Annotated in this window: 1 protein-coding gene and 1 pseudogene (1 of these 2 cut by a window edge); one reads left to right on the forward strand and one right to left on the reverse strand. The window is 63.5% G+C overall.

What is annotated here, in order from left to right:
- On the forward strand, positions 1-316 hold a 316-nt coding region (locus tag EOC06_RS37570), incomplete at its 5' end, for a DUF4864 domain-containing protein (protein ID WP_128310136.1).
- 4 nt (positions 317-320) lie between these two features.
- Here the strand turns inward: EOC06_RS37570 and tgt are convergent.
- Positions 321-595 (reverse strand): annotated as a pseudogene (gene tgt, locus EOC06_RS37575) (tRNA guanosine(34) transglycosylase Tgt) (its annotated part continues 572 nt past the right edge of the window); the annotation flags it as partial.

Here is a 595-nt window from a genome sequence, read left to right on the forward strand (position 1 = left end):
TCAGCTAAAGGCCCTCATCGCCAATGACGGCGCCACCGCCTACAGCTTCGCCGCCCCGAATGTGAAGCGGATCTTCCCGACCGTCGATGCCTTCATGAACATGGTGACCAACGGCTATCCGCCGGTGCGCAAGCCGCGGACCTATTCCTTCGGCAAGGTCGAGGAGACCGCTCCGGGTTCGATCGTCCAGCAGGTGCTGATCGTCGGCCCCGACGGCAAGGATTACGAGGCGGTCTACACGTTGCAGCAACAGCCCGACGGTACGTTCCAGATCACCGGCTGCAGCCTGCGCGCTTCGAATTCGCTCAGCACTTGAGGCCTCACAGCAACGGGATATCGCCCCTCGCCCAGCCCTCGGTGATTTCCGCGCCGCGCGCCTCGAAGGTGCCGGCCTCGATCGCAGCGCGGATGTCCTGCATCAGTTTCTGGTAGTAGGACAGGTTGTTCCACGTCAAAAGCATTGCGCCGAGCGCTTCTTGAGAGCGCACCAGATGATGCAGATAGGCGCGTGAGTAGTCCCGGGCGGCCGGGCAGTCGCTTTCCTCGTCGAGCGGCCGTGGATCGTCGGCATGGCGGGCGGTGCGCAGATTGACCT

This window comes from Mesorhizobium sp. M7A.F.Ca.MR.362.00.0.0 (genome assembly GCF_004023175.1).
In the GTDB taxonomy this organism is placed as follows: Bacteria; Pseudomonadota; Alphaproteobacteria; order Rhizobiales; family Rhizobiaceae; genus Mesorhizobium.